20 protein-coding genes and 1 pseudogene are annotated in these 18,400 nt (G+C 65.4%); 6 read left to right on the top strand and 15 right to left on the bottom strand.

The genetic code is table 11. The features are described from left to right. The first annotated feature begins 15 nt into the window (after positions 1-15). Both rpmG and GRI48_RS09550 read left to right on the top strand, forming a co-directional pair. Positions 16-183: a 50S ribosomal protein L33 gene (rpmG, locus tag GRI48_RS09555; RefSeq protein ID WP_010233410.1), complete on the top strand. Its 168-nt coding sequence runs from the start codon at positions 16-18 to the stop codon at positions 181-183. A 64-nt stretch (positions 184-247) separates the two neighbouring features. After that, positions 248-904, top strand: coding sequence for a LolA family protein (locus GRI48_RS09550; RefSeq protein ID WP_160674599.1), 657 nt, complete (start codon positions 248-250; stop codon positions 902-904). A gap of 245 nt (positions 905-1,149) precedes the next feature. On the opposite strand, the gene GRI48_RS09545 is transcribed toward GRI48_RS09550, so the two are convergent. The 5 genes from GRI48_RS09545 to GRI48_RS09525 form a co-directional block, all read right to left on the bottom strand. Then, entirely contained in the window at positions 1,150-2,274 is a 1,125-nt protein-coding gene (locus GRI48_RS09545; RefSeq protein WP_160674596.1) for a glycosyltransferase family 4 protein, read from the bottom strand. A 5-nt stretch (positions 2,275-2,279) separates the two neighbouring features. Then, a complete protein-coding gene (locus GRI48_RS09540; protein ID WP_160674593.1) occupies positions 2,280-2,648 on the bottom strand; it encodes a GtrA family protein in 369 nt (122 codons plus the stop codon). 58 nt (positions 2,649-2,706) lie between these two features. Further along, the gene (locus tag GRI48_RS09535; RefSeq protein ID WP_160674590.1) at positions 2,707-3,387 is read right to left on the bottom strand and encodes a ferritin-like domain-containing protein; all 681 of its coding nucleotides are present in this window, start codon (positions 3,385-3,387) and stop codon (positions 2,707-2,709) included. A gap of 126 nt (positions 3,388-3,513) precedes the next feature. Then, positions 3,514-4,035, bottom strand: coding sequence for a glycine cleavage system transcriptional repressor (locus GRI48_RS09530; RefSeq protein WP_160674587.1), 522 nt, complete (start codon positions 4,033-4,035; stop codon positions 3,514-3,516). Between the two features lie 4 nt (positions 4,036-4,039). After that, a complete protein-coding gene (locus GRI48_RS09525; RefSeq protein WP_160674584.1) occupies positions 4,040-6,301 on the bottom strand; it encodes an NADP-dependent malic enzyme in 2,262 nt (753 codons plus the stop codon). 112 nt (positions 6,302-6,413) lie between these two features. Here GRI48_RS09525 and mutS point away from each other — a divergent pair, with 112 nt between their 5' ends. From mutS to GRI48_RS09510, 3 genes are read left to right on the top strand one after another with little or no spacing between them, the layout of a single operon-like run. Next, positions 6,414-9,038, top strand: coding sequence for a DNA mismatch repair protein MutS (gene mutS / locus GRI48_RS09520; RefSeq protein WP_160674581.1), 2,625 nt, complete (start codon positions 6,414-6,416; stop codon positions 9,036-9,038). Between the two features lie 37 nt (positions 9,039-9,075). After that, entirely contained in the window at positions 9,076-9,423 is a 348-nt protein-coding gene (locus GRI48_RS09515; protein WP_160674578.1) for a hypothetical protein, read from the top strand. Positions 9,424-9,459: 36 nt separating this feature from the next. Further along, positions 9,460-9,882, top strand: a complete 423-nt coding sequence (locus GRI48_RS09510; RefSeq protein ID WP_160674575.1) for a YidH family protein — start codon at positions 9,460-9,462, stop codon at positions 9,880-9,882. 34 nt (positions 9,883-9,916) lie between these two features. Here the strand turns inward: GRI48_RS09510 and GRI48_RS09505 are convergent, their stop codons facing one another. The 5 genes from GRI48_RS09505 to gluQRS all read right to left on the bottom strand — a co-directional run bounded on the left by GRI48_RS09505 (position 9,917) and on the right by gluQRS (position 13,041). Then, entirely contained in the window at positions 9,917-10,264 is a 348-nt protein-coding gene (locus GRI48_RS09505) for a hypothetical protein (protein WP_160674572.1), read from the bottom strand. 129 nt (positions 10,265-10,393) lie between these two features. Beyond that, positions 10,394-11,263 carry a 3-hydroxyacyl-CoA dehydrogenase family protein gene (locus GRI48_RS09500; RefSeq protein WP_160674569.1) on the bottom strand — a complete coding sequence of 290 codons (870 nt, stop codon included), beginning with the start codon at positions 11,261-11,263 and terminating at the stop codon, positions 10,394-10,396. A 70-nt stretch (positions 11,264-11,333) separates the two neighbouring features. Next, entirely contained in the window at positions 11,334-11,909 is a 576-nt protein-coding gene (locus tag GRI48_RS09495) for a cob(I)yrinic acid a,c-diamide adenosyltransferase (protein ID WP_160674566.1), read from the bottom strand. Positions 11,910-11,943: 34 nt separating this feature from the next. Continuing rightward, positions 11,944-12,174: an HIG1 domain-containing protein gene (locus GRI48_RS09490; protein ID WP_160674563.1), complete on the bottom strand. Its 231-nt coding sequence runs from the start codon at positions 12,172-12,174 to the stop codon at positions 11,944-11,946. A gap of 9 nt (positions 12,175-12,183) precedes the next feature. Then, on the bottom strand, positions 12,184-13,041 hold the full coding sequence (gene gluQRS, locus GRI48_RS09485; RefSeq protein ID WP_419956960.1) for a tRNA glutamyl-Q(34) synthetase GluQRS: 858 nt from the start codon (positions 13,039-13,041) through the stop codon (positions 12,184-12,186). A 97-nt stretch (positions 13,042-13,138) separates the two neighbouring features. On the opposite strand from gluQRS, the gene GRI48_RS09480 reads away from it, so the two are divergent. Beyond that, on the top strand, positions 13,139-13,747 hold the full coding sequence (locus GRI48_RS09480; protein WP_160674557.1) for an HNH endonuclease: 609 nt from the start codon (positions 13,139-13,141) through the stop codon (positions 13,745-13,747). Positions 13,748-13,751: 4 nt separating this feature from the next. On the opposite strand, the gene kynU is transcribed toward GRI48_RS09480, so the two are convergent. The 5 genes and pseudogenes from kynU to GRI48_RS09455 form a co-directional block, all read right to left on the bottom strand. Beyond that, entirely contained in the window at positions 13,752-15,011 is a 1,260-nt protein-coding gene (gene kynU, locus GRI48_RS09475) for a kynureninase (RefSeq protein WP_160674554.1), read from the bottom strand. Continuing rightward, entirely contained in the window at positions 15,008-15,637 is a 630-nt protein-coding gene (gene kynB, locus GRI48_RS09470) for an arylformamidase (RefSeq protein WP_160674551.1), read from the bottom strand. The genes kynU and kynB overlap by 4 nt, the downstream gene beginning before the upstream one ends. A 2-nt stretch (positions 15,638-15,639) precedes the next feature. Beyond that, positions 15,640-16,434: pseudogene (locus GRI48_RS09465) on the bottom strand (tryptophan 2,3-dioxygenase); the annotation flags it as partial. A 55-nt stretch (positions 16,435-16,489) separates the two neighbouring features. Then, the gene (locus tag GRI48_RS09460; protein WP_160674545.1) at positions 16,490-16,906 is read right to left on the bottom strand and encodes a DUF4112 domain-containing protein; all 417 of its coding nucleotides are present in this window, start codon (positions 16,904-16,906) and stop codon (positions 16,490-16,492) included. Positions 16,907-16,927: 21 nt separating this feature from the next. Continuing rightward, on the bottom strand, positions 16,928-18,391 hold the full coding sequence (locus GRI48_RS09455; RefSeq protein ID WP_160674542.1) for an ABC transporter substrate-binding protein: 1,464 nt from the start codon (positions 18,389-18,391) through the stop codon (positions 16,928-16,930). Positions 18,392-18,400 lie beyond the last annotated feature (9 nt).

Genomic DNA, 18,400 nt, shown 5'->3' with positions numbered 1-18,400 from the left:
TTTTAGGATACCGCCATGGCGAAGCCCGCAACCGTGAAGATCAAGCTGGTCTCGACCGCCGACACCGGCTTCTATTACGTGACCAAGAAGAACCCGCGCAACATCACCGAGAAGATGACCTTCCGGAAGTATGACCCGGTCGTTCGCAAGCACGTCGAATTCAAGGAAGCGAAGATCAAGTAAGCTGAATTTCCGGAACCTTCCGAATTCAGCGATGGTTCAATGCTCCGATCCCAGAACACGGAGCATGACACCCTTGATTTCCCTTTTCAGAAAGCCGCTCACTGCCGTCATGGCAGGGGCCGCTGCGATTGCCGTGCCGGCAGCGCTCTTCGTTCCATCCCAGCCGGTCGAGGCCGCCGCGGGCGATCTTGACAAGGCGGTTGCCGCCTTGCGCGGCATTTCTACCATGCGGGCCGACTTCACCCAGACCGACCGGTCGGGCAAGTCGATTTCCGGCGTGCTGACGCTGAAGCGCCCGGGCAAGATCCGCTTCCAGTACGAGAAGGGCGTGCCCTTCGTCGTCGTCTCGAACGGCAAGTCGCTCTACCTCGTCGATTACGAGGTCAAGCAGGTCGAACGCTGGCCGATCAGCAATTCGCCGCTCGGCGCGCTGCTCGATCCCAACCGAGACGTGAAGCGTTACGGCAAGCTCGTGCCGACCGGCAATCCGAACGTGATCAGCGTGGAAGTACGCGATCCCAAGCGGCCGGAGTTCGGCGTGATCACGCTGATCTTCAACCGCGATGCCAAGGCTCCGGGCGGCTACGCACTGACCAACTGGGTAGCGCTCGATGCGCAGAACAATCGCACCACCGTGCGACTGCGCAACCAGCGGTACGGTATGGCCGTTGCGGAGAATACTTTCCGCTTCACCGATCCGCGAAAATCGTCTCGTCGCTAGGGCGTAACGCCTCGCCGCGAGGGCGTTTCAAGCTTGCGGCAGGCCGCGACCGAATGTTCATTTACCAGCAATCACACAGGCCATATTTATAGTCCCAGCAAGGTGGTGAGAGGCGGGTTTCCCCCCTGTTGCCCTGATCTCTCTCCTGGTCATCTTGCGAAGCGTGACGAACGCTTTAGTCGAACCCCCATCCCAATGCCCCCGGGATGGGGGTTTTACTTTTTCAGCGCCGCTCCCGCCTGGGGTCAGCCGCGCTGCAGGAGCGTGCGATAGACGGACGCGACCTGCTCAGAGGCCGCGTCCCACGAATAGGCCGCGCTTGCCTCGCGCGCGGCTGCTCCCATCGCCATGCGGCGGGCGCGGTCCCCGGCAAGCGTTACCACCACATCGGCATATCCCGTCGCATCGCGCGGTTCGCAAAGAAACCCGGTCACGCCCGGCTCGATCAGCGCGCGGGCATTGGCCGCGTCGGCGCTGATGACCGGCAGGCCGCTCGCCATCGATTCGAGAATCACCTGGCCGAACGTCTCGGTCGTGCTCGGCGTCAGCATGATGTCCGCGCTCGCCACCGCGCGGCCCAGAGCATCGCCCTCGCAATGACCGAGCAGCACAGCACCCTCAAGCCGATCGAACAGTTCGCGTGCCGGGCCCTCGCCCACGACCAGCGCCCGGACATTGGCCCGGCTGCCAGCTTCCCGCATGGCCTGGAGGAAGACGTCGATGCCCTTTTCGAGCACCAGCCGCCCGAAGAACAGCACCACCACCTCGTCGTCGGCAATCCCGAGCGATTGGCGCCACGCCATGTCCCGATGGCGCGGGTCGAAGCCCTCGCGGTCGATGCCGCGGCTCCAGACGCTTGCCGCACCGTCGCCGCGCATCGCCGCCAGCCCTTGCGCGAGCTCTTCCGTTGGAGCGAGCACATGGTCGGCACGGCGATAGAACCGCCGCAGATGCGCTTCGGCGGCGGGTCGCAGCCAGCCCAAGCCATAGTAATCGAGATAGGTCTCGAACAAGGTGTGCATGCTCGCGACGACCGGAATGCTGCGCTCGATTGCCCAAGTCTGGGCGCGCACGCCGAGGATGTCCGGCGTGGAGACATGGACGATCTGCGGGTCGAATGCGGCAAGGTCCGCCCGCGCCCTCCGGTCCAGCCCCAGCGCCAGGCGAAACTCGCTGCGCTTCGGCAAGGCCACCGATCGCACCGGCACCAGCGTTCCGGCAGGCTCGAAGGCCGGCGTATCGGTTACCGGCGAATAGGCGTGGACCTGCGCGCCGCAATCGCGCTCGAGGTAATCGACCAGCCTGTTGAGCGCACGATTGGCGCCTTCGCGAAGGTAATTGTAATTGCCCGAGAACAGCGCGACCCGCATCCGGATCAGACCTTGCGGAAGTTGAGCGTCGCGTTGGACACGAACATCGCCAGCCCCGCGAAGACCGATACCAGCACGCGGGCGACGAGGTAGTTCATGCTCGTCCACTCCAGCAGCGCGGCATAGAGGCCGAGCGTGATCGCCATGCCCAGCCCGGCATTGAGCAGGAAGATGACGAAGCCGGTCGCCATCCGGCGTTCCGAATCGGGGAATATCCAGCCGCGCGCCAGGGCGTAATGGACCATCTGCGCGCCGGTGAAACCGATCGCCGCGGCCAGCACCTCGTTCATGTCGGCAAGCGTCACCAGCGCCCACAAGCCGACGAAGCTGACCACGAAGGACAGCGAACTCGACACGGTGTTGCGCACGAGCATGGCGCCAACGCGCCGATTGAAGAACCGGGAAGTCACGTAGCCGAGCAGGTGTCGGGCGTCAGGCCGCCAGGGGCACCGTGCCGGTTTCCATCTCGCCGGCGTCCGCCCAGTCCTTGCGGCGGCCGATGAAGGGATTGAGGAACAGGAACGGCAGCTTGAGGAACAGCAGCTCGGAATGGATGAAGGTGTCCACGCGGCGCTCCCACCACTTGGGCTCGCGCTTGCCGTGTTCCTGCAGCCAGCCATCATATGGCGCCCAGTGGCTCGGCTCGTCCTTCTTGATGATGCGGAAGATCTTCATGAGAACCGGATCGCTCTTGACCATGAAGTGATCGAGCAGGATTTCGACCTGCTTGTAGCCGCGCTGTTCGGTCAGGGAGATCACCCGGCACAGCTTCTCGAACTGGCTATCGTCGTCGATCACCGCCTGCGTATCGAGATCGTCGATCTTCTTGCGGAACATGATCTCCACGAAGCGATCGATGTGGCCGAATGTCCGGTCCACCGACAGCGGCATGCGGCCCTGCAGTTCGAACCAGCGGCGGAACATGACGTAATGCTTGCGCTCGTCGACCCGGTGCTGCTCGATGGCGGCGATCAGCGCGGTATCCTCGGGCGAGCGGGCACGGACGGCTTCCAGCACCCGGTCGATCGCGGTGTAACCGCGATGCTCGTTGTAGATATAGATCGACCCGAGAACGTCGAGATAGCGGCGGCGGAGCATGGCAAATATCGACATGACGATCTTTCGGTAAAATGACTGGCCATTCCAAAATGGCGTTAATGGCTCCCCCCGGACCGGGGAGAATACCACTTCGGCACTGGCCTGTGCGAGAAGTTTATGAAAAGCCTGATGAACCGGGGGTCAACCGCCTTCGAAACTGAAGTCGACCATGATCTCGCCCGAGATCGCCTCGAGCGCGTCCTGCGCAGCCTCGGGCTCGATCCCTTCGGGCAGGGTGGCGAGAACTTCCGCGCGGAACAGCCGCTCGCCGCCCCATGCGGCAGCTTCCTCGTGGCTCGACAGGCTCTCGATATTCGCGCCGAGTTTCGCCAGTGCTGCCGTGACCTGGCTGATGATGCCGGGCCGGTCCGCGCCGACGAGTTCGAACAGGAACGGCTGGCCCTGCGGCCCATCGTCGTCACGCGCCCGGCTTGCCACCACGCGCAGGTCGCCGATGTCGAGCGCCCTGGCACCCTCGTCCAGTTGCCCGACCTTGCTCTCGTCCAGCTCGACCAGCACCGAGCCGACGTAAAGCCCGCCCAGGCGGCTGAAGTGCCCTTCCTGCCAGTTGCCGCCCGCCGCGACGATCGCATCGGCCAGCGCCGAGGTCAGGCCCGGCCGGTCGTTGCCGGTAACGGTGAGGACGATGCGCGTCTGAGCCATGACGTCAGTCCACCACTCCGGCTGCCGCGAGCACGGCGAGCGTCAGCACGTCGGGCGCGATCGCGGTCATCGGGGCGATCTGCACCGGCTTTTCCATGCCTACCAGCATCGGGCCGATTGTGGCGTTGCCCGCCAGTTCGCGCAGCAGCTTGGCCGAAAGATTGGCCGACTGGAGACCCGGCATGATGAGCACGTTCGCCGGGCCCGAAAGACGGCTGAACGGATAGAGCTTCATAACCGTCGGATTGAGCGCGGCATCGGGTGCCATTTCGCCTTCGTATTCGAAACCCACGTCCTCGGCATCGAGGATCGCCACCGCGTCGCGGATGTTCTCGAGCCATTTGCCCGACGGATTGCCGAAAGTCGAATAGCTGAGGAAGGCGACCCGCGGCTCGTGACCCAGCCGCTTGGCCACCGCCGCGGTCTGCTTGGCGATATGGGCGAGTTCGGGGGCGGAGGGGCGTTCGTTGATCGTCGTGTCGGCGAGGAACACGGTGTAATTCTTGCCGATCATCAGGTGGATGCCGAAGGGCAGCGCACCCGGCTTCTCGTCGAGCACCATGTTGATCTCGCGCGCCGTCTGGGCGAAGGTTCGCGTAAGGCCGGAAATCATCGCGTCGCCATGACCCAGCGCGACCAGCAGGGCGGCGAAGATGTTACGCTCCTGGTTGACCATGCGGCGCACGTCGCGCTCGGTATAGCCGCGCCGTTGCAGCCGCTGGTAGAGATAGTCGACCATCTGCGGGACGAACTGGCTGTCGGCAGAGTTCTGGATCTCGAAACTTGCCGGATCGCTGACCGAGAGCTGGTGCAGCTTGTCGAGCACGCGGTTGGTCCGCCCGACCAGGATCGGTTCGCCATAGCCGAAATCGCGGAACTGGATCGCGGCGCGCAGCACCACGTCCTCTTCCGCTTCGGCGAAGACGACGCGCTTCGGGTTCGCCTTGGCCGTCTCGTAAACCTGCGTCAGGACCGAGGTCGTCGGGTTAAGCCGCGCCTTCAGCGAATGGCGATAGGCGTCCATGTCGGCGATCGGTGCCTGCGCGACGCCCGAATCCATCGCCGCCTGCGCGACCGCGCTGGAAACGACCTCCATCAGGCGCGGATCGAAGGGTGCGGGGATGATGTAATCCTGCCCGAACTTGTGCTTGACGCCATAGGCTGCCGCGACTTCCTCGGGCACCCGCTCGCGCGCCAGTTGCGCGATGGCCTGCGCAGCGGCGATCTTCATTTCCTCGTTGATCGCGGTAGCCTGCACGTCGAGCGCGCCGCGGAAAATGAACGGGAAGCCGAGCACGTTGTTGACCTGGTTGGGATAGTCCGAACGGCCGGTCGCGATGATCGCGTCCGGCCGCACCGCCTTGGCTTCTTCGGGCATGATTTCTGGCGTCGGATTGGCCATGGCGAAGATGATCGGCCGGTCCGCCATTTTCTTCACCCATTCGGGCTTGAGCGCGCCGGCCGCCGACAGGCCGAGGAAGATGTCAGCCCCGACCAGCGCCTCTTCGAGGGTGCGTGCGTCGGTATCGACCGCGTGGGCGCTCTTCCACTGGTCGACGTTCTCGCGGCCTGGATAGATCGGGCCGGCACGGTCGCACACGATGACGTTGTCGTGCGGAATGCCGAGCGACTTGGCGAGCGAGGTGCACGCCAGCGCCGAGGCACCCGCGCCGTTCACCACCATCTTCACGTCCCTGAGGTCGCGCCCGGTCAGGTGGCAGGCATTGATCAGCCCGGCGGCCGAGATGATCGCCGTCCCGTGCTGGTCGTCGTGCATGACCGGAATGTTCATCCGCTCGCGCAGGGCCTGCTCGATCACGAAGCATTCGGGCGCGGCGATGTCCTCGAGGTTGATGCCGCCGAAGCTCGGTTCCATTAGCGCGACCGCCTCGATGAACTTGTCCGGATCCTCGGTATCCAGCTCGATATCGATCGAATCGACGTCGGCGAAGCGCTTGAACAGCACCGCCTTGCCTTCCATCACCGGCTTGGACGCGAGCGCGCCGAGATTGCCGAGGCCCAGGATTGCCGTGCCGTTCGAAATTACCGCGACGAGGTTCGCACGCGCGGTGTAGCGCGCGGCAAGTTTGGGATCCTTGGCGATGGCTTCGACCGGGGCGGCGACGCCGGGCGAATAGGCCAGGCTCAAGTCGCGTTGGGTCGTCATCGGTTTCGAAGCGATGATCTCGATCTTACCCGGACGGATCGTCTCGTGGTAGAACAGCGCCTCGCGAGTGGTGAAGCCCTTCTGGTTGTCGTCGGCCAAGTCGCAAATCTCCTGCTGGCAGCCCCGTAACCCCTGATGGCGCGAAGCGATAGGGGAAAGGCGGAATACGGCCGTTCCGAATCGTCCGGGCGCAGGCTAGGCCGGAGCCACGATGGCAGCCAAACCCACCCCGATGATGGAGCAGTATCTCGCGCTCAAGGAAGAAGCGGGGGGCGCATTGCTGTTCTACCGGATGGGCGATTTCTTCGAGCTGTTCTTCGACGATGCGAAGGTGGCTTCACGGGTTCTCGACATCGCACTGACCAGCCGGGGCGAACACGGCGGGGAGCCGGTGCCGATGTGCGGCGTGCCGGTGCATTCGGCGGAAGGCTATCTCGCCCGGCTGATCAAGGGCGGCTGCCGGGTCGCGATCGCCGAGCAGGTCGAAACGCCCGAGGAGGCCAAGGCCCGCGCCAAGAAGGATGGCCGCCCGGTATCCAAGGCGCTGGTCGCGCGCGACATCGTGCGCTTCGTGACGGCCGGCACGCTGACCGAAGAGGCGCTGCTCGAGCCGCGCCGCGCCAACCTGCTTGCCGCAATATGCGATGTTCGCGGCGCGATCGGCGTGGCGGCTTGCGACATTTCGACCGGCCAGATGGTGCTGGAAGAATGTGCGCCCGAAGGGCTGGCTGCGGCGCTGGCGAGGCTGGGTGCCAGCGAGGTCGTCGCGCCCGATGGCTGGGATGCTGCGCCACCGGATGCAACATTTCGTCCGACCGGCGATTTCGCCAGCGATCGCGGCGAAGCGAAGCTCAAGGACCTGCACGGCCTCGCCACGCTCGACGGGCTGGGCGATTTCTCGCGTCCCATGCTGGCGGCTGCCGCCGGCCTCCTCGCCTATCTCGACCATGCCGGGCGCGGCACGCTGCCTTTCCTGCTGCCGCCTGTCGCCCGCGAGGCCGGGACGCATCTGGCGATGGACGAGGCGACGCGGGCAAGTCTCGAGATTCTAGTCACCCAGCGCGGCGAGCGCGCCGGCAGCCTGCTCGCCTCGATCGATCGCTGCGTTACCGGCGCAGGCGCGCGCCAGCTGGCCGAGGACCTCGCTGCGCCGCTGGCAGTGGCAGGCCCGATCGAGGAGCGCCTGGCGCTGGTCGCCCGGCTGCACCGCGATCCCCTGCTGCGCGGCGACGTGCGCGCATTGCTCCGGTCGGCGCCCGATGTCGGACGCGCGCTGGGGCGGATCGTCGCCGACCGCGGATCCCCGCGCGATCTCGGCCAGGTGCGCGACGGCCTTGCCGAAGCACGGCGCTTGCGCGACCTGTTGCAGGCCGCACCCGACCGGACGTCCCTGCTCGACCGGCTGCTGCCAGCGCTGGGCGGGCACGGCGCGCTGACCGACCTGCTCGACCGTGCGCTCGTACCCTCGCCGCCAACCGAACGCGGTCACGGCGGCTTTATCGCCGAGGGATACGACGCCGCCCTCGACGAATTGCGCGCAACTTCCAGCAATGCGCGCCGCGCGATCGCTGCTCTCGAGGCCAGGTACCGCGACGAGACCGGCATCGCCTCACTCAAGGTCAAGCACAACGGCGTGCTCGGTTACTTCATCGAGGTGCCCGCCAAACATGCCGACACGTTGATGGCGCCCGACAGCGGCTTCACCCACCGCCAGACGATGGCAGGCGCGGTGCGATTCAACTCGGTGCAATTGCACGAGGAAGCAACTCGCATCGCCGAAGCGGGCGGACACGCACTCGCTGCCGAGGACGCGCATTTCGAGGAACTGGTCGGCGAAGTCGTGAGCCGGCGCGAGGCAATTGCCGCCACCGCGGCTGCCCTCGCCCGGATCGATGTCTCGGCGGGTCTCGCCGAGCGCGCCTCGGAAGGCGACTGGTGCCGCCCCGACATCGTGGCCGAGCCGGTACTCGCGATCGAGCAGGGTCGCCACCCGGTGGTCGAGGCAGCGCTGGCCCAGGCCGGGGAGCGCTTCGTCGCCAATGATTGCCACCTCGGTCCCCGTTCGCGGCTGTGGCTGATCGGCGGGCCAAACATGGGCGGCAAGTCGACCTTCCTGCGCCAGAATGCGCTGATCCTGCTGCTGGCGCAGGCAGGCAGTTTCGTTCCTGCAGGCAAGGCCACCGTCGGCCTCGCTGATCGCCTGTTCAGCCGCGTCGGCGCGTCGGACAACCTTGCCCGAGGCCGGTCCACTTTCATGGTCGAGATGGTCGAGACCGCCGCGATCCTGTCGCAAGCGACCGATAAAAGCTTCGTGATCCTCGACGAGGTCGGGCGCGGCACCTCGACCTACGACGGCCTCGCACTCGCCTGGGCAGTGGTCGAGGCGGTGCACGAGACCAACCGCAGCCGGTGCCTGTTCGCGACCCATTACCACGAACTCGCCCGGCTGGCGGAAACGTGCGACGCGCTTTCGTTGCATCACGTCCGGGCGCGCGAGTGGAAGGGCGAATTGGTGTTGCTGCACGAGCTGGCAGAAGGAGCGGCGGATCGCAGCTACGGGCTTGCCGTTGCCCGGCTGGCCGGCGTTCCGAAACAGGTCGTGTCCCGCGCCAGATCGGTGCTCGACAAGCTGGAGAAGGGTCGTGCCGAAACCGGCGGCCTCGCCGCGGGCCTGGGCGAGCTGCCGCTGTTCGCAGCCGCGGCACACGCGGACGAGAAGGAATGCGATGCGCTGCGCGACCGGCTCGGGGAAATCGATGCCGACACGCTTTCCCCGCGCGATGCGCTGGAGCTGCTGTACGAGTTGAAGAACCTGGCGGGTTCTACCGAAAATTAACCCGTTCGGCGCTATCTTGCGGGGCGTGCACAACTACATGTTCAAGTCGCGCAAGGGCGCACTCCTGTTCGCCGCCGCAATCGTGATCGGCGCGGTGACGCTCGTCGGAACCGAGGAAGAAGGCGGGACGCTGACCGAGGCAAGCGACGATATCGCTGCGCAGCGCGCGGACTTTGCCGCCGACATGGTGCGCGAGAACGCGCTGTCGCAAGATGCCGGCCAGGTCGACGATGAAGAAGACATCGAAGGTTGGGACGAAGACCTCGACGACGAAGACGTCTACGACGACGAGTCCCAAGGCGACCTCGACGGCGAGAGCACCGATCCGCTGGTCGACACCGAGAACAGTACGGACGCGGACGAGTTCAGCGACGTCGACGTCTAGCTTGTCAGCCGGAAACAGCGCCTTATGGTAGCCGACATGGCCGCTACCGACCCCGACGACCGCGACGATCCCGAAAAAGACATCAGTACCAAGATGGCGGAGAACCGGACCGACTGGGCCGAGGACCGAACGATCCTCGCGCTGGAACGGACCTTTGCAGGATGGATGCGAACGGCCTTTGCAGCCATAGCCATCGGCATCGGCTTTCGCGCCCTGTTCGGCGAGTTCGACCCGCCGTGGCTCGCGAAAGCCATCGCGACGATGTTCATATCGCTGGCGATCGTATTCGCGATCGGGGCGGAGCGGCGGGCCTGCAAGGCGTTCAATCGCCTATCATCGCATGCGGTCGACTCGCCCAATATGCCGAACATCAAGTGGATCGCCTGGGCGATCTCTGCCGGGGCCGCCCTTTTGATCGTAGCACTGTGGGTGCTGAACGACGGTGACATCGGCGGCTAGTTTCGACCAGCCGCCGAGCCAGTCTGCCTCTGGATCAGTCCGAGGGGAGATCCGGGTCGACCTTGTTGGCCTCGCCGTACTTGCCTTCGTTGTCGTCATGGTTCGGCTCGCCGGCATAGGCATCCATGTCGATGCGGCCTGAACTTTCCATGTCACGCATGTGATCGATGGTGTCCTGCGTGGAATCGCCCATCAGGCCCGACGAGTTTTCCGACTTGGTGCTTTCGGTCGGGCTGCCGGCGGCATCGATGTTCTTCGCCTGCTCCGCGACTTCCTGCGCCTGGCTGCGGTGATCGTCCTGCTCGTCGTTGTGCGTTTCGGGCGCAAGGTTCGCCTGGCGCTGTTCCTGGCTCAGGACGGGGCTTTTGGTATTGTCGGTCATCGAGAGATACTCCTTTGCCCGACCAACGGATGCAGCGCGCGCGCGTTCCTGTTCACGGGCCGCTCTACCCGCAGGTAGGCGCATTTTCCTGTACCGACAGATCCGCCTGACGAGGAGTAGGGAGGCGGGTTAACGGGTCGGAACCGGCGCGTCCCCAGAGTAATCGTAGAAGCCCTTGCCGGTCTTGCGGCCCAGCCAGCCGGCCTCGACATATTTCACCAGCAGCGGCGCCGGGCGATACTTCGCATCGCGGGTCGTCTTGTAGAGCACCATGATGATGTCGAGGCAGGTGTCGAGCCCGACGAAATCGGCGAGCTCGAGCGGACCCATCGGGTGATTGAGGCCGAGGCGGCAGCCCTTGTCGATATCGGCGATGCTGGCGGTCGACTGGCCGAGCACGAAGATCGCCTCGTTGATCATCGGCAGCAGGATGCGGTTGACGACGAAGCCCGGCTCGTCCTGGCTGAGCACCACCTGCTTGCCGAGACTCTCGGCGAAGGCGACCGTCCGGTCGGTCGTGTCCTGCGATGTCGCGAGGCCAGGAATGACTTCGATCAGCCCCATGACCGGCACGGGATTGAAGAAATGCAAACCGATGAAGCGCTGCGGATCGGGCGAGTAGTTCGCCATCCGGGTGATCGGGATCGAACTGGTGTTGGAAGCGAGGATCGCGCCCTGCGACAGCACGCTGCCTGCCTTTTCGAAGATCGCCTTCTTGATCTCCTCGCGCTCGGTCGCGGCCTCGATGATGAGATCGGCTTCCGCCATCTTGTCATAGTCGCCGACGGGCGTGATACGGGACAGCGCCGTTTCGGCATCGGCGACATCGATCTTGCCCCGGCCGACCAGCTTGGCGAGGCTCTTGTCGATCCCGGCCTTGGCTTTCTCCGCAAGCTCGATCTTCACGTCCGCGAGCAGCACCTTGCCGCCGAACTGCGCCACCGTCTGGGCGATCCCCGACCCCATCTGGCCTGCACCGATTACGCCGACTGTCCGCATAGCCTTATCCTTCGCACCTGCAGCAAAAAGCGGCTGTTAGCGAGGGCGCGACTGCTTGGCCAGCGCTTTGCTAGCGATTGGCTCCGGGCTTCCAGGTGATATCGCCGCGCCCGTGATCGTTGAGGCTGCGGGCGAGCACGAAAAGGTAATCCGACAGGCGGTTGATATAGGCCAGCGCCGCCGGGTTCACCGGCTCCTGCTCGGCCAGGGCGACCATGGCCCGTTCCGCGCGCCGCGCCGATGCCCGGGCGATGTGCGCACGCGCGGCCGGCTCCGTCCCGCCCGGCAGGATGAAACTGGTCAGCGGGGACAGGTGTTCATTGAGCGCGTCGATCGACCGTTCCACGTGTTCGACCTGCGACGGGACAATCCGCAGTACCATTTCCGACGGAGCAAAATCCTCGTTCTCGCCCGCCGGCGTGGCGAGATCCGCGCCCAGGTCGAACAGGTCGTTCTGGAAATGATGGACGACGTCGGCATTGATCGAGTGCAATTGCGCGACGAGCAGTCCGATCGCCGAATTGGTTTCGTCGACCGCGCCGATCGCTTCCATCCGGAGCGAGTTCTTCGATGTACGCGAGCCGTCGACGAGGCCGGTCGTACCGTCATCGCCGGTACGGGTGTAGATCTTGTTCAGCTTGACCATCGTTCTTTCCCCCGATGAACGAAAGGAGCCCGGTTCAGCTGGCGATGGCGAGAATCACCGCGACCACCACCACCGCGAGTGCCTGGTACTTGATGCGCGCGAACATCATCTTGTTCTGTTTCAGCTGCATCTCGTGAACATGCTCTGCCTCGCCACTTTCGAGATCGAGCTTGGTTGTCTGGAGGAACGCGACGATGCCGCGAACGAGGCTGAAGACCACCAGGGCCATCAGCACGACGAGAGCGATGATGAGGATCGTTGTCATGGCTACTATCTAGGGTGTCGCGAGCGAAATTCCAGCAGGGAAACGCCCGTCGCGCATCGCGTCTGCGAGCGCCCGTCCGTCCTGCCCCGCCAGCCGCCTTTCGGAAAGGCCGTGACCGAGCGCGCCGGAGGCACGGCTCTTGGCAAGCTTGCCCCCGCTTTCGTCGACCAGCAGGCCGTGATGCCGCCACTCGGGGACCGGCAGGCCGAGCAGGTCCTGCAACAGCCGGTGAACATCGGTCGAAGCGAACAGGTCCGCCCCGCGGGTCACGACCGTCACCCCGTCCGCCGAATCGTCGAGCGTGACTGCCAGGTGATAGCTGGCCGGTTCATCCTTGCGCACGATGACGACGTCTCCGAAATCGCGCGGCTCCGCGATGAATTCGCCCTCCAGCTCGTCGCACCAGTCGAGATCGCCGGCCTCCGCGACAGCTCGGTCCATATCGAGCCGCAGCGCGGCGGGCTTGTCCGGATCGGTTTTGCGCCCCTTGCAGGTTCCGGGATAGACCAGCCCGTCGGTCCCGACGCGCGGCTTCGCCTCGGCGATCTGCTTGCGGGTACAGGTGCACGGGTAGAGCAGCCCGCGCTGAAGCAGGCGGCGGGCGGCATCCTCGTAGCTTTCCAGACGGGTCGACTGGGCGGGCACTTCGTCCCATTCCAGTCCCAGCCATTCGAGATCGCGGCGGAATTCGTCGGCGAGTTCGGGACGGCTGCGCACGCCGTCGATATCCTCGATCCGCAGGAGCATTCGCCCGCCGTCCGCCCGTGCGCGATCGTACGCCGCGATCGCGGAGAAGGCATGCCCGAGGTGCAGCGGCCCGTTCGGACTCGGCGCGAATCTCGTGACGGTTTCGACTGTTGCCAAGATGACTCGCCTGCAGAAGCCTGTGGATTCACACCCTGTAACAGGGTTGACGCTTTTTTGGGCAAATGCATTCTCGCATCAATCGGGAGGGACGCAAGACGTGCTCAAATCCGAACTGATCGAACGGGCAGCCAGGTTCAGGGGGGTCGACGGCGATCCCACGCGCCGGCTCGAATCCTGCCCTTCGCTGGTGCTGAACGCGGATTACACCCCGCTGTCCTATTACCCGCTCAGCCTGTGGCCGTGGCAGACCGCGATCAAGGCGATTTTCCTCGACCGGGTGGTGGTGATCGAGAGCTACGAGCGCGAGGTCCATTCGCCCAATCTCGACATGAAGATCCCGAGCGTCATCGCGCTGAAGCAATATGTGAAGCCATCGGAATTTCCCGCCTTCACCCGGTTCAACGTGTTCCTGCGCGATCGCTTTTCCTGCCAGTTCTGCGGATCGATGAGCAATCTGACCTTCGACCACGTTGTGCCCCGCAGGTTGGGCGGGCGCACCACGTGGGAGAACATCGCCACCGCCTGCGCCCCGTGCAACATGAAGAAGGGCGGCCGGACCCCGCAGCAGGCCGGGATGCAGCTCTACACCAAGCCGATCCGGCCCACCCACTGGCAACTGCAGCAATACGGCAAGCAGTTCCCGCCGAACTACTTGCACGAAACCTGGCGCGACTGGCTCTACTGGGACATCGAACTGGAAGCTTAGAAGCTCACGTCACTGCAGCGCGTGCCCTGAATTCCTCGCGATCCCATTCGCCCGTCGCGACGACTTCGGCGAGGTGCTCGGCGGCGCGCAACAAATCCTCGTACCCGATGTAGAGCGGCCCGAAACCGAAGCGCAGGATGTCGGGCGCGCGGAAATCGCCGATCACGCCGCGCGCGATCAGGGCCTGGCAGATCGGGTAGGCGTGCTCGTGACGGAAGGAGAGCTGGCTGCCGCGCCCGGCAGGATCGTCGGGGCTCACGCAAGGGAGATCGGGCAGGAGCCGGGACACGCAGGCGCGGAAGAATTCCGACAGGGCGCGCGACTTGGCGACCAGCGCGTCGATCCCGGCCTCGGCGGTAATGGCGACCCCGGACTCCAGAGCGGACATGCCGAGCACTTGCGGGGTGCCGCACAGCAGCCGGTCGATGCCATTGGCAGGCACGTAGTCGTCGTCGAAATCGAACGGCTTTGCATGCCCGAACCAGCCGGTAAGCGGCTGCTCGAGCGCATGCAGGTGACGCTCGGCGACGAAGGCGAACGCCGGCGCTCCCGGCCCTCCGTTGAGATATTTGTAGCCGCAGCCAACGGCGAAATCCGCTTTCGCACGGGCGAGCTCAACCGGCACTGCGCCGACCGAGTGCGACAGGTCCCACAGCACCAGCGCGCCCCTGTCGTGCGCGGCGGCGGTGAGCCGCGCCATGTCGAGCATCCGCCCGGTCTTGTAATGGACATGGGTCAGCATCAGCAGCGCGACATCCTCGTCCAGCGCGGCCTCGATATCGTCGACCCCGGCCAGTCTGCGCTCGGCGAGGCCCTGCCGTTCCAGCCCTTCGATCATGTAAAGATCGGTGGGGAAATTGCCCGGCTCGGACAAGACGACCTTCCTGCGCCCATCGTCTCCGGCCTGCATCCGCAGCGCCGCCCAGATCAGCTTGAAGATGTTGACGCTGGTGCTGTCGCAGGCGATCACCTCGTGCGCCTGCGCGCCGATCAGCGGGGCGATGGCAGCGCCGATCCGCTGCGGCAGGGTGATCCATTCGCCCCCGCCGCCGAGCTTGTCGGGCAGCCGGTTCCAGCTGCGGATCAGCCCATCGCCCCATTCGCCGTCGATCACGGTGTGCAGCCGCTCGCGCGTCGAATTCGGCAATGGCCCTAGGGAATTCCCGTCGAGGTAGAGCACGCCTTCGGGCAGATCGAAACGCCCGCGGAAATGGCGCAGCGGATCTGCGGCATCGAGCCGTTGCGCTTCGGCTTCAGTGGTCATGCGAGTTCCCTCAGCACCGCGCGCACGGGCGAGGCATCGCCGCCGACGATCGGCAACGGTAGCGCGATCAGCTCGTAGCGGCCGGGGGCAACGTCATCGAGCACCAGCCCTTCCAGCACGCGCATGTCGGCAGAGAGAACGGCGAGATGCGCGTCCATCGTCTTGCTGTCCTGCGGATCGAGCGAGGGTCCGTCCATGCCGATCAGCAGCACGCCGTATTCGGCCAGTTTCGCGATTGTCGCAGGCGCGATCGCGGTGTGCGCTTCGTCCCATGCCTCGTGCGGAAACCGGTCGTAGGTGCGGAACAGCACCCGCCGCGCACCGGCGAGATCGGGTACATGCTCGGGCTGGACCAGTTCGCCGACGCCGCGCGCGTCGACCACCAGGCATTCGCCGAGGAAAGGTTCGAGATCGACGGAGGAGATATCAGGCGCATCGGCGGCATAGTGCAGCGGCGCATCGGCGTGGGCGCCGGTATGGGTCGACAGCGTGAGCTTAGAGACGTTGACGGGCGAGCCTTCGGCCATTTTCCAGGTTTGTTCGCCGCCGAAAGGCGTGTCCCCCGGCCACACCGGCACGCCGGGACGCAGGGGCTGCGAAATGTCGTGAATGCGGCGCGTTTCCATCGTCAGATCGCCGTCCGCACGCTGAGCAGTTCGGGGAAGAACACCTGCTTGAGTACCCCTTCAAGATAGGCAACGCCCGCGGTCCCGCCCGTCCCGCGCTTGAAGCCGATAATCCGCTCGACCGTCTTCAAGTGGCCGAAGCGCCAGCGCTGGAAGTGATATTCGAGATCGACGAGCTTTTCCGCCAGTTCGTAGAGATCCCAATGCTCGTGCGGGTTGCGGTAGATGTGTGCCCAAGCCGCTTCGACCTGTGGCGAGGCGGCCCATTCGCCTTGGAGGTCGCGCCCGAGCACCTCGTCGGGGATCGCAAATCCGCGCCGCGCCAACAGCCGCACCGTCTCGTCGTAGAGGCTTGCGCGCCCCAGCTCGCTGCGCAGCTCTTCCGCGACCGCCGGTGTCGCTTCGTGCATGGTCACCATGTCCGGATTGCGCCCGCCGAGCATGAATTCCATCAACCGGTACTGCGCCGACTGGAACCCGCTGGAAGTGCCGAGATGCGGCCTCACGAGCGAGTAGTCGTGCGGCGTCATCGTGCTCAGCACGTCCCAGCTGCTGATCAGCTGCCCCTGTGCCCGCGCGACCCGGGCGAGCATCTTGAACGCGGGCCGCAGCGTGTCGCTCGCGATGTGCGCACGCGCCTCGGCCAGTTCGTGAAGGCACAGCTTAAGCCACAGCTCGCTCGCCTGGTGGACGACGATGAACAGCATCTCGTCATGCGCGCCCGAAAACGGGTGCTGCGCCGACAGGATCCGATCGAGATCGAGATAGGAAGAATAGGTTACGTCGCTCGCCATGGCCGATGCCCTAGCCTGCTTGTCGAGCGAACGAAACTATCCCGCGATCACCCCTCGATCACCCCTCGATCACTCGCGTGGAGGGGTGGTGCTTGTCGAGATGCCGCTTCACGATCTTGAGGTTGCGCGTGTTCGACCTGAACACGAGGTCGAAGGCATCCCCCGCGACCGGGATCGCGCCGAGCGCGGTGTCGAAGGCTATATTGCCCGCCATGCGCCACAGCTTCCATTTCGGCAGGCCCAGGTTGTTCGCTTCCCAGACGATATAGGCGCCCATCGCAGCGGTCACGAAATCGCCGATGACCGGAACGAGGCCGACAACGGAATCCAGCCCGATCGGATAATTGGTGCCGGGCACCGTAAAGCTGCGTTCGAGCAATTGCTCCATCGCCTCGATCCGCTTGCGGACAGAAGCGGGATCCTTGCCCGCCGGCATTTCGAAGCCCATCCGGGTGGGGCGCCGAGCATCGTCCATCGCACTCTCCTTGACGGCTAGCTAGATGGTACCTCCGGCCAGCGGGAACAAGGGATGCATCGCCCATGCATTTTCGGTGAAGCCGGCGACATCGGCGCGGACGAGCGACCAGCGGATCGGCGCGCCGAACGGGATGAACACGTTGGCTGCGGTCAACTGGCGCTCCGCCTCCGCCAGCAGGGCGCTTTGCGTGGCGGCATCGCTGGCGCGCAGGCTTTCTGCGACCAGCCGGTCGGCCTCGGGCGAACAGATCCCGTCGTTGAGCGAGCAATGGAACTGGTTGAGGAACCAGCGGGCCGCGCCGTAGCGCGCCGTCCGGTCCTTGACCTGCAACTGGGCGCGCCTGCCTTCGGCCGGACGCTGCAGGTCGATTCCGATGTCGCGGTACATCGCCGCCAGCCGGCGCAGGATCCGGTCCGATCCCGGGCCGGGCGGGAGATCCACGGTGAGCAAGAGCGTGTCCGTGCCGCTCGCCCGTTTCCAGGCATTGACCCTCTGGCGGGAGACGGCGCGCCGCTGTTCGATGGTGAGATCGCCCCACCGCTCGCCGACGAGGCCCTCGTCGGCCGGCAGGTCCGGCGCGACGATCCGCGTCGTGGGCGTCCAACCGCCGATGTTGAACGGTTCGAGCAGGGCGGATCGATCGATCGCCAGCGCCAGCGCCTCGCGGTTGCGCGGATCGGCCAGGAACCCGCGCGCGTCGAGCACCTGCAGCCCAAAGAGGCCGACTGCGGCCTCGAGCCGGACGGTTCCGCGCGACAGGGCGCCAGTATCAGCCAGCGGCAGCGTCGCCAGCCGCCCGTCGAGGACGAGTTCGATCTGGTTGCGCGCAAAGGCGGCATTCGCGGTCCGCGCATCCATCGCGGTCACGCGCACCGGGCGATACTCGTCCTGCCAGTCCTCTTGCTCGGGCAAGCCGCGCATCTGCGGCGCGACGACCGTGAGCAACCCGTCCGCGCCGCGACGTTCGAGCGCCATCGGACCGGTGCCCTGGCCGCCCTTGCGCAGGCCGAGTTCCGGCTGGGCGAGCAATTGCAGGAAATCGGGCATCGGGCTCGTGAGCCTGATTTCAACCACCCGGCCGGTCATCGCGCGAATATCGCGGATTTTGGCGAGATCGAGCCCGAGCGAGGTTCCCTGCAGGGCGCGAATGGTCTGGCGCAGGGAATCGCGCACGCTCTCGCCGGTGATCGGCGTCCCGTCCGCCCAGTCGCTGTCGCGCAGGCGGAAGATGTAGCTCGCGCCGTCGTCGGTCACGATCCAGCGCTGGGCGACCCCCGGGACCGCCTGGCCCGCGGCATCGAGCCGCACCAGCCCTTCGCTGGTCGCGGCACGCACCTGCTGCGCTGCAGGAGAAAGGCGCATTCCGCTGTCGAAGAGGTCTTCGCCATCGCCGATGAAAGCCACGTCGACCACGCCATCGTCCTCCGACGCACCGCATCCGGCAAGCAGGCAGGCACCGAGGATGGCAAGGCAGAATCGCATGGGCAAGCC

Origin of the sequence: Qipengyuania oceanensis (assembly GCF_009827535.1) — a bacterium.
Classification (GTDB): Bacteria; Pseudomonadota; Alphaproteobacteria; order Sphingomonadales; family Sphingomonadaceae; genus Qipengyuania_C; species Qipengyuania_C oceanensis.
This window is presented reverse-complemented; position numbering and strand designations above follow the sequence as displayed.